The sequence below is a fragment of the Pseudomonas corni genome (genome assembly GCF_057128765.1).
The window spans coordinates 20,189-29,929 of the sequence record NZ_JBSKHW010000001.1; the positions used below are offsets into that span (position 1 = coordinate 20,189).

Below are 9,741 nucleotides of genomic sequence, written 5' to 3' on the forward strand. Positions count from 1 at the left end.
CCGCACCACCCCACACGCCATAACACCCTGCACAACAATAATAAGCGGAGGAGTTTATGAAGAACGCGATAACCGCAGGCCCCGGCGTACTCGACGCCAGCCCTGCAAAGAAAGCCAAATCCTACCGACTGGCCGGCGCTGCCAGCATGGCGGGCACGACTATCGAGTGGTATGACTTTTTCCTCTACGGCACCGCTGCCGCCCTGATCTTCAACAAGATATTTTTCCCCGCGCTAGATCCAATCATCGGTGTGCTCGCAGCGTTCGCGACCTACGCGGTGGGCTTTCTCGGACGCCCATTGGGCGGGATCGTGTTCGGTCACTTCGGCGACAGGATCGGTCGTAAGTCGATGCTGCTGTTCACGCTGATGCTGATGGGGATTCCGACGATCATCATTGGCCTGATCCCCACCTACGAGCAGATCGGTTACTGGGCTGCTGTGATTCTGGTCGCGATGCGCTTCCTCCAAGGTATGGCGGTCGGCGGCGAGTGGGGCGGGGCGGTATTGATGGCCGTTGAACATGCCCCGGAAGGCAAAAAAGGTTTTTACGGCAGCCTGCCGCAGACGGGTGTTGGCGCTGGTTTGGTCTTGGCGTCGCTGGCGATGGGCCTGGTCGCGAAACTGCCGGAAGCGGACATGCTCAGTTGGGGCTGGCGCCTGCCGTTTCTCGCCAGCATCGTGTTGCTGGGCGTCGGTTGGGTCATCCGCCTGAAAGTGCCGGAGTCGCCCGATTTCGAGAAGCTCAAGCAAGATAACATCGCTGTCAAAGTGCCGCTGTTTCGAGTGTTTCGTGATCACCCACGGGAAACCCTGACCATCATCGGCGCGCGCACGGCCGAGAACGCCTGGTTCTATATGTCGGTGACGTTCGCCCTGGCTTACGCCGCCAATCAGCTGCAAATCCCCCGTGGCGACATCCTCAACGCCATCACCGCAGGCGCAGCGCTGTCGTTGATCACCATGCCGCTGTGTGGGGCGATTTCCGATCGGGTCGGTCAGAAGCGTCTGTATTTCGCCGGGCTTCTTCTGCTCTGCGCGTTCATCTATCCCTTCTTCGCCATGCTCGGCACCCGAGAACCGCAGTTGGTCTGGTGGGCGATGGTGTTGGCAGTCGGTGTGGTGTTCCCAATTCTGTACGCACCGGAATCGCTGCTGTTCGCCCGGCAATTCCCGGCGGAAATTCGCTACAGCGGCATCTCGGTATCGGTGCAGCTGGCCGGTGTGCTGGGCGGCGGATTTGCGCCAATGATCGCCACCCAATTGCTGGCGGTCGGCGGCGGCAGCCCGCATTACGTGATCGTCTACCTGCTGGGCATGGCGCTGATTGCATTGGTCTGTACGGCGCTGATGAAGCGTGACCCGCCACGATTCAAACCTTCCTGACACATCCTTTGGCGGCGCTCTCAGGGGTTGCCGCGTTGATTGGAGACAGCTGAAATGAACGCCTCACTGAATAAAAACAACACCACCGTGGCTCGCGTGAAACTGCTAATCAATGGCGAGTGGATCGACTCGCAAACCAGCGAATGGCTCGACGTCATCAACCCCGCCACCCAGCAGGTGCTGGCGCAGGTGCCATTTGCAACCACCGCTGAAGTGGACACAGCCGTTGCCGCGGCACAAGAAGCATTCAAGACCTGGCGCTACACCCCCATCGGCGCGCGCATGCGCATCATGCTCAAGCTGCAAGCCTTGATTCGTGAGCACTCCAAACGCATCGCCGTGGTCCTTAGCGCTGAACAGGGCAAGACCATCGCCGACGCCGAGGGCGACATCTTTCGCGGCCTCGAAGTGGTCGAGCACGCGTGCTCCATAGGCACGTTGCAGATGGGAGAATTCGCGGAAAACGTCGCCGGTGGCGTCGATACCTACACGCTGCGTCAGCCAATCGGTGTCTGCGCGGGGATCACGCCCTTCAACTTCCCGGCCATGATCCCGTTGTGGATGTTCCCGATGGCCATCGCCTGCGGTAATACCTTCGTGCTCAAGCCCTCCGAGCAGGACCCGATGTCGACCATGCTGCTGGTTGAACTGGCCGTCGAAGCCGGCGTGCCAGCCGGGGTGTTGAACGTCGTCCACGGTGGCAAGGAAGTGGTTGACGCGATCTGCACTCACAAGGACATCAAGGCGGTGTCCTTCGTCGGCTCGACGGCGGTCGGCACTCATGTGTACGACCTTGCGGGCAAGCACGGCAAGCGCGTGCAATCGATGATGGGTGCGAAAAACCACGCGGTGGTGCTGCCGGATGCCAACCGCGAGCAGACGCTCAACGCCTTGGTGGGCGCAGGTTTCGGGGCAGCGGGGCAACGCTGCATGGCAACCTCGGCAGTGGTGTTGGTGGGCGCTGCCAAGCAGTGGATTCCGGATTTGAAAGTGCTGGCGCAGAAGCTGAAAGTCAACGCAGGCAGCGAAGCGGGCACCGATGTCGGCCCAGTTATTTCCAGGCGTGCCAAGCAGCGGATTCTGGATTTGATCGACAGCGGCGTGAAAGAGGGCGCCACGCTCGAACTCGATGGCCGCGACATCAGCGTGCCGGGTTACGAAGAAGGCAATTTCGTCGGCCCTACGCTGTTCACGGGCGTGACCACCCAGATGCAGATCTACACTCAGGAAATCTTCGGCCCGGTGCTGGTGGTGCTGGAGGTCGATACGCTGGATCAGGCAATTGAACTGGTTAACGCTAACCCGTTCGGCAACGGCGTCGGGTTGTTCACTCAGAGCGGTGCGGCAGCGCGCAAATTCCAGAGTGAAATCGATATCGGTCAGGTGGGTATCAACATCCCAATCCCGGTGCCGGTGCCGTTTTTCAGCTTCACCGGCTCGCGCGGTTCGAAGCTGGGGGACTTGGGGCCGTATGGCAAGCAGGTGGTGCAGTTCTACACTCAGACCAAGACCGTCACCAGCCGCTGGTTCGACGACGACAGCGTCAATGATGGGGTGAACACCACCATCAATTTGAAATGATGATTTGACTGTAGGAGCGCGCTTGCCCGCGATATCGGTGTGTCATCCAGCATTGATAACTCAGATACACCGTAATCGCGGGCAAGCGCGCTCCTACAAAGGCGTCACTTTTCGTGGAGTAAACAACAATGAAAATCGCATTCATCGGCCTGGGCAACATGGGCGCGCCCATGGCGCGAAACCTGATCAAGGCCGGGCATGACCTCAATCTGTTCGATCTCAATCAGCAGGTGCTGGCGGACCTTTCAGCACTGGGCGGACGCATCACCGAATCGCCCAAACACGCGGCCCAGGGCGCCGAGCTCGTCATCACCATGCTGCCCGCCGCCGCTCATGTGCGCAGCGTTTACCTGAATGAAGATGGCGTACTGGCGGGCATCGCTTCCGGGGTGCCAGCAGTGGATTGCAGCACCATCGATCCGCAGACCATTCGAGACATTGCAGCGCTTGCCGCCAGGCAACGTGTCACGCTTGGGGATGCGCCGGTCTCGGGTGGCACCGGTGGGGCGCAGGCCGGCACACTGACATTTATGGTGGGCGCCAGCACCGAACACTTCGCGCGGCTCAAACCGATACTGGCGCAGATGGGCAAAAACATCGTCCATTGTGGCGATCTGGGCACCGGTCAAATCGCCAAGATGTGCAATAACCTCCTGCTCGGCATCTCCATGATCGGCGTCGCCGAAGCCATGGCTTTGGGCAATAGTCTGGGTATCGACACCGATGTGCTGGCGGGCGTGATCAACAGCTCGACTGGCCGTTGCTGGAGTTCGGAAATCTATAACCCCTGGCCTGGCGTTGTCGAAACGGCGCCTGCATCGCGCGGCTACACCGGAGGTTTCGGCGCCGACTTAATGCTCAAGGACCTGGGATTGGCGACCGAGGCGGCGAAAGTCGCGAAGCAACCGGTCATCCTCGGCGCTGTCGCGCAGCAGCTGTATCAAGCCATGAGTTTGCGGGGCGACGGCGGCAAGGATTTCTCGGCGATCGTTGCGGCGTATCTGAAACAGGGCTGATCCACCACTGTTCTGTAGGAGCCAACTTGTTGGCGAGGCGGGCTATTGGGTAAGTCAGCAAGGACGTCTCGCGAACAAGTTCGCTCCTACAGGTTGGGCGCTTGCGGTCAAACCCGCTCCAGCTTTTTATGGGGCAGTGCCGGGAGTTTCACGATCAGCTCGTCGCCCTTGCGCACCACCCCGCCTTTTATCACCACGGCCATGACGCCGGTCTTGCGAATCACCTCGCCGTCGGGTTTGCGCTCGACCACTGCCGACAGCAGCCCTTTTTGAAGACCGTCTATTTGCGAACAAGGATTGCGAAGGCCGGTGAGGCGTACCACCGCGTCGTCACCCAGTTGCAGTTCGGTATCGACGGGGAGCGAGAGCAGGTCGACGCCGCGTGTGGTGACGTTTTCCCCCAGCATGGAGGCGTCAACCGAAAAGCCTTGCTCGCGCAGTTCATCGAACAGTTCGCCATGGATCAGGTGAACCTGACGCAGATTGGCGCGGGTCGGGTCTCGGGCGACGTCGGACCGATGCTTCACAGTGACACCGCAATGCGCATCACCTTCGATGCCCAATCCTTCGAGCAGAGTGATTTGCGTGGCGGCTTGTTTACTGAACGTATGGCTGGGGCTAAGGCTGACAGCGGTGATGGTGGCATTCATGGCTGCAGGGCACCTCGGGATGTAAAAACCGGAAGGCCTGAGACTAGGCGGCATCGCTTGGGCCTGCCAACTTTTCAGGACAAAAAAGCCGACCGGATTGTGGGAGGGAGCTTGCTCGCGATCGGTCAACTCTGACGACGCTGTGTGGCTGACACACCGCATCGCGAGCAAGCTCCCTCCGACGAAGTCCTTTCCCACCAAGCCATTTTTCCAGCGGGAAGTTGGATAAGTACGGGGTGGAGCTATCAGGCAAATACAAAATACTTGCGCACTGTTTCGACCACCTCCCACGTGCCTTTCATGCCCGGCTCCACGACGAAGATGTCGCCGGCGCGCAGGTGAATCGGCTCCATGCCGTCCGGAGTGATGATGCAATAGCCTTCGCGGAAATCGCAGTACTCCCACTTCACGTACTCCACCCGCCATTTGCCAGGGGTGCAGATCCAGGTGCCCATGATCTTGCTGCCGTCTTCGCTGGTGTAGGCGTTGAGATTGACGGTGTGTGGTTCGCCTTCGATGCGCTCCCACTTGCAGGCGTCGACGACAGGCAAGGGCGTGGTGTCGCGAAGAACGGTGATCGGCTTAGACATAACAGCTCCAGGTGAGAGGCAAAGTTTGCGCTCGTTCACCTTAGGGCTGACGCACTGTGGTCAGTTGTCTGGGCTCGACATTGGGATGTCCATAAGCGCGATGTCGGGATTCAATGCGCGCACCAGTGCCTTGGCATAGGCAGGCAGTGCGTTGAAATCCGCTGAGCAGAGCATCAGCCTGCGATCGGCCCACGGGTCAGTGAGCGCAAGGCTCTTGAACCGCGCCGAATCCTGAAATCGCTCGATGGCCGCCTGCGGCACGATGCCCAATCCGGCTCCGCGCACGACCATGCGCATTACGCCGTCATAGCTTTCGGCGCGCACGCGGATTTTCAGCCGTCTACCGGCGTGCAACGCTTGCTCCTCCAGATAGATCGCCATCGCACTGGCGACGCCAAGACCGATGAATTCGTAATCCAGGCTTTGCGCGAAACGTAGGGTGGATTGCTCGGCAAGGGGATGATCCAGCGGTGTGATGAGGGTAAGTGGGTCGGCGCGAAACGGCAGAGTTTGCAGGCCAGTGGCATCGACAGCGTCGGAAATGATCCCAATGTCAGCCGTCCCGTGGCGTACGGCGTGCAGGATGCGCAGGCTGGGGTGTTCTTCCAGATTGATGTCGATATTGGGATGGCTCACCAGAAAGCCTGCAAGCAGTTCGGGCAGGTATTCGCTGAGTGCTGAGGTGTTGCACAGCAGGCGGATCTGACCCTTGAAACCCTGCACGTAATCGGTGAGATCAACCTGCATGCGCTCGACCTGTTGCAGGATCAGCCGCGCATGTTGAGCCAGCGCCTTGCCGGCAGACGTGGGCGTCACACCGCGGCGGCCACGTTCGAGCAGCGGGATGCCCAAGGATGATTCCAGCCCGCGAATGCGGGCGCTGGCTGAAGCCAGCGACAAATGACTGTGCGCCGCACCCGCGGTGATGTTGCCGCTTTCGAGCACGTGCAGGAAAAGCTTGAGGTCGATCAGGTCGAAGTGCATGGCGTGGCTCTGGATCATCTGTAGCAGCGCGCTTGCCCGCGAACAGGTGTGTCAGTTAACGGACTCGGTGCAGCAAAACCGTATTCGCGGGCAAGCGCGCTCCTACAAAAAAAATCTGGGTTCGGCTGTGGTTCTGTCCTGGGCTGAGGCTGGCTCAGTATATGGCAGATTTTCAGCGCTCGACGTTCAAGGCACGATAGCGCCATGAACACACTCTTTGCGCTATATCAAAGCCTCGGGCTTAGCCTGTCGATACTGGTCCTGGTCACCTTTCTCATGGCCGGCACCGTCAAAGGCATGATCGGCATGGGCCTACCAACCGTGGCCATGGGCATGCTTGGCCTGGCTATGTTGCCCACGCAGGCTGCCGCATTGCTGATCATTCCGTCGACGTTCACCAACCTCTGGCAACTGGCAGCAGGCGGGCATTTGCGTGGTCTCATCCAACGGTTGTGGCCGTTGCTGGCAATGATCGTCATCGGCACGACGTTGTCGTCGTTGTGGTTAGGTGTGGGCAGCGGCAAATCCATGGGGCGCGCGCTGGGCGGGGCGTTGGTGGTGTACGCGTTGTGCGGCCTGTTTCTGCCGACCCTCAAGGTGCCGCCCAAATCCGAATACTGGCTGGGGCCGCTATGCGGGTTCATCACTGGGGTCGTGACTTCGGTGACTGGCGTCTTCGTGATCCCCGCCGTGCCCTACATTCAGGGCCTCGGACTGGATCGCAATGAGCTGGTGCAGGCGTTGGGGATGTCGTTCACCGTTTCCACGCTGGCGCTGGGCGCGGGGCTGTTCTGGCAGGGCGCACTGGGCAGCGGCGAAATGGGGGCGTCAGTACTGGCCCTGATTCCGGCGTTGCTGGGGATGATGATCGGGCAATGGTTGCGGCAGCGAATCAGCGCATTGCTGTTCAAGCGCGTGTTCTTCGTGGGCATGGCGGCGCTGGGCGTGCATCTCTTTATTGCGGGCTGACACTGCGCCGCCATTCGCTGGCGGCACAGGACGAGCTGCGATCAGGCCGGGTTTTTCACGCTGGGGCGTTCCTGGACTTTCGCCTGCCAGGCCGTGAGCGCGGTGCATTCCTCCGGAATCGCAATGCTGGCGAAACCGGCGAAGATCAATCCTGCCAGAACAGTAATGTCCGCCATTGAAAACGCTTCACCGGCTATGTACGGCTGGGTTCTGAGCACCTGATCAAAATACTTCATGCCATTGACCGCTTTGTCACGCTGACGATTGCCCCACTCAATGCGGCCTTCCCATTCAGGACTCTTGTACGGCTGCAGCCCTTCGCCCAAGCCCGGAGTGGCGTGGTGAAAGTAGAAGCCTACCGGATCGGCCAACTCGGATTCCGCGCGCTTTTGCATCATGTGGATCAGGGCTTTTTCTTTCGGCGTTTTGCCGGTCAGGATTGGGTTGCCGTCCAGGTTATCCAAATACTCAGTGATCGCCGTGCATTCGGAAATGTAGGTGCCGTCGTCGATCTGCAACACCGGTACTGTGCCTAACGGGTTGATCGCCAGAAAGGCGGGCTGCTTGTGTTCGGCTGCGGGTAAATCAATCTTAATGAACTCAATGTCGGCGCCCAGGCCTTTCTCAGCGAGAACGATGCGGATGCGTAATGGGTTGGGGAAACCGGGGATGTCGAAAATTTTCATGTCAGCTCCGTAGCTGTCTATCTAGTGGTAGATATACACTGCGCGCAATGCTTTGCTCTTGTCAAAGCCTATCTACCGATAGAGAGAATTTTCCATGACCATCACTGATACCCGGGAAACCATCATGGCGACCGCTCGGAAAATGGTGCAGACCCGTGGCTACAACGGCTTGAGCTTTCGTGAGTTGGCCAAGGACGTCGGCATCAAGAGCGCGAGCATTCACTACCACTTTCCCACCAAAGGCGATTTGGGCGCCGCGTTGGCCAAGCGTTACACCGAGGATGGCCTGGCTTATCTGAACGGGTTACGTGCCGAGTCGGACGATCTCGGCACCTGGATGAAGGGCTACACCGACATCTTTCGCGCGGCGCTGCTTAACGACAACCGCATGTGCTTGTGCGGAATCATGGCTGCCGAGTTTGATGACCTGCCGCAAGAAGTACGGGTGGAGGTCAGTGCGTTCACTGACGTCAACGTGCAATGGCTGTCCGGCGTGCTCCAAGCGTGCCGGCCAGAACTCTCGCCTGAGGAGCAGACGCGTCAGGCGATGGCAATCTATGCAGCCATAGAGGGCGCGCAACTGGTCGCCCGTGGCCGTGGTGATATCTCGGTGTTCGACGTAACGGTTCAGGCGTACAGATCAGCTGGACTGCTGCCCGGCTGATCGACCGCCTGATGCAGGCGCATGGGTTTAAAGCGGGCTCTGGCTTTTGCGAAAAACGAAGCTAATATCCAGCTCAGTTTTGAGCGGAGGACAACAGTGAAAGCCAGATCCGATGAGTTGCAGGTATTCGTGTCGGTGATCGAAAGTGGCTCTATTTCGGCCGCCGCCGAACAGGTAGGACAGACTCCATCTGCAATCAGCCGTACGTTGTCCCGGCTGGAAGCCAAGCTCGACACCACGCTGATCAACCGCACCACGCGGCGAATGGACCTGACCGAAGAAGGCAAATTCTTCCTTGAGCGCGCCAGGCATATCCTGGCGCAGATGGAGGAATTGGAGGAGCGCCTGTCATCGCGTCAACGGGCGCCTTCCGGGCGTCTGCGGATCAATGCGGCATCGCCGTTCATGCTGCATTCCATCGTGCCGTATGTGGCTGAATTTCGCGCGTTGTACCCGGATGTTCAGCTGGAATTGAACAGCAACGACCTGATAATCGACTTGCTGGAGCAGAGTACGGATATCGCGATCCGCATCGGCGCGCTGGCAGACTCGACGCTGCATGCGCGCTCGCTGGGCACTAGCCCGCTGAACATTCTGGCGAGCCCTGCTTACCTGGAAAAGCACGGCATTCCCAAGTCCGTTGAGGCGCTGATCGAGCATTCGTTGCTGGGCTTCACCCAGACCGAATCGCTCAATCACTGGCCATTGCGCCATGCCGATGGCGATCGCCTGCTCATACACCCGGCGTTGTCAGCTTCGAGCGGAGAGACGCTGCGGCAACTGGCTTTGGCCGGGGAGGGCATCGCCTGCCTGTCGCACTTCATGACCCACGAAGACATCCGCACCGGACGCTTGAAAATCCTGCTGCCTGAGGCAAACAGCGGCTACCGGCAACCGATCCACGCCGTGTACTACCGCAACTCACAACTGGCGTTGAGGATTCAGTGCTTTCTGGATTTCATCCAGCAGAAGCTGGCGGGCTATGCCGCTTGAATCGCAGCGCTCCCTGTAGGAGCGAACTTGTTCGCGAGGCGTTTTGGCTGACACACCGCAATCGCAGCCTTCGCCAACAAGTTGGCTCCTACAGGTTCGTGTTGATCGCAGGCGCTTATGGAGCTTGGATGTCGGCGTTACTGTAGGAGCGAACTTGTTCGCGAAGCGTTTTGGCTGACACACCGCAATCGCAGCCCTCGCCAACAAGTTGGCTCCTACAGGT

General features: G+C 59.4%; 10 protein-coding genes. 6 read left to right on the forward strand and 4 right to left on the reverse strand.

What is annotated here, in order from left to right; translation table 11 throughout:
* Positions 1-56 precede the first annotated feature (56 nt).
* The 3 genes from ACWKV9_RS00060 (at position 57) to mmsB (ending at position 3,982) form a co-directional block, all read left to right on the forward strand.
* The gene (locus ACWKV9_RS00060; RefSeq protein ID WP_483834063.1) at positions 57-1,385 is read left to right on the forward strand and encodes an MFS transporter; all 1,329 of its coding nucleotides are present in this window, start codon (positions 57-59) and stop codon (positions 1,383-1,385) included.
* Positions 1,386-1,439: 54 nt separating this feature from the next.
* The gene (gene mmsA, locus ACWKV9_RS00065; RefSeq protein WP_483834064.1) at positions 1,440-2,966 is read left to right on the forward strand and encodes a CoA-acylating methylmalonate-semialdehyde dehydrogenase; all 1,527 of its coding nucleotides are present in this window, start codon (positions 1,440-1,442) and stop codon (positions 2,964-2,966) included.
* A 128-nt stretch (positions 2,967-3,094) separates the two neighbouring features.
* The gene (gene mmsB / locus ACWKV9_RS00070; RefSeq protein ID WP_483834065.1) at positions 3,095-3,982 is read left to right on the forward strand and encodes a 3-hydroxyisobutyrate dehydrogenase; all 888 of its coding nucleotides are present in this window, start codon (positions 3,095-3,097) and stop codon (positions 3,980-3,982) included.
* Positions 3,983-4,089: 107 nt separating this feature from the next.
* Here the strand turns inward: mmsB and ACWKV9_RS00075 are convergent, their stop codons facing one another.
* The 3 genes from ACWKV9_RS00075 to ACWKV9_RS00085 all read right to left on the reverse strand — a co-directional run bounded on the left by ACWKV9_RS00075 (position 4,090) and on the right by ACWKV9_RS00085 (position 6,206).
* Positions 4,090-4,632: an MOSC domain-containing protein gene (locus tag ACWKV9_RS00075; protein WP_483834066.1), complete on the reverse strand. Its 543-nt coding sequence runs from the start codon at positions 4,630-4,632 to the stop codon at positions 4,090-4,092.
* A 245-nt stretch (positions 4,633-4,877) separates the two neighbouring features.
* On the reverse strand, positions 4,878-5,222 hold the full coding sequence (locus ACWKV9_RS00080; protein ID WP_268797906.1) for a cupin domain-containing protein: 345 nt from the start codon (positions 5,220-5,222) through the stop codon (positions 4,878-4,880).
* A gap of 60 nt (positions 5,223-5,282) precedes the next feature.
* Positions 5,283-6,206 (reverse strand): LysR family transcriptional regulator, encoded by a 924-nt coding sequence (locus ACWKV9_RS00085; protein ID WP_483834067.1) that lies wholly within the window; start codon positions 6,204-6,206, stop codon positions 5,283-5,285.
* A gap of 204 nt (positions 6,207-6,410) precedes the next feature.
* Here ACWKV9_RS00085 and ACWKV9_RS00090 point away from each other — a divergent pair, with 204 nt between their 5' ends.
* Positions 6,411-7,175, forward strand: a complete 765-nt coding sequence (locus ACWKV9_RS00090; RefSeq protein WP_483834068.1) for a sulfite exporter TauE/SafE family protein — start codon at positions 6,411-6,413, stop codon at positions 7,173-7,175.
* Positions 7,176-7,216: 41 nt separating this feature from the next.
* Here the strand turns inward: ACWKV9_RS00090 and ACWKV9_RS00095 are convergent, their stop codons facing one another.
* Positions 7,217-7,861, reverse strand: a complete 645-nt coding sequence (locus ACWKV9_RS00095; RefSeq protein WP_483834069.1) for a glutathione S-transferase — start codon at positions 7,859-7,861, stop codon at positions 7,217-7,219.
* A 94-nt stretch (positions 7,862-7,955) separates the two neighbouring features.
* On the opposite strand from ACWKV9_RS00095, the gene ACWKV9_RS00100 reads away from it, so the two are divergent.
* The gene (locus ACWKV9_RS00100; RefSeq protein WP_483834070.1) at positions 7,956-8,525 is read left to right on the forward strand and encodes a TetR/AcrR family transcriptional regulator; all 570 of its coding nucleotides are present in this window, start codon (positions 7,956-7,958) and stop codon (positions 8,523-8,525) included.
* Positions 8,526-8,621: 96 nt separating this feature from the next.
* On the forward strand, positions 8,622-9,518 hold the full coding sequence (locus ACWKV9_RS00105) for a LysR substrate-binding domain-containing protein (protein ID WP_483834071.1): 897 nt from the start codon (positions 8,622-8,624) through the stop codon (positions 9,516-9,518).
* Positions 9,519-9,741 lie beyond the last annotated feature (223 nt).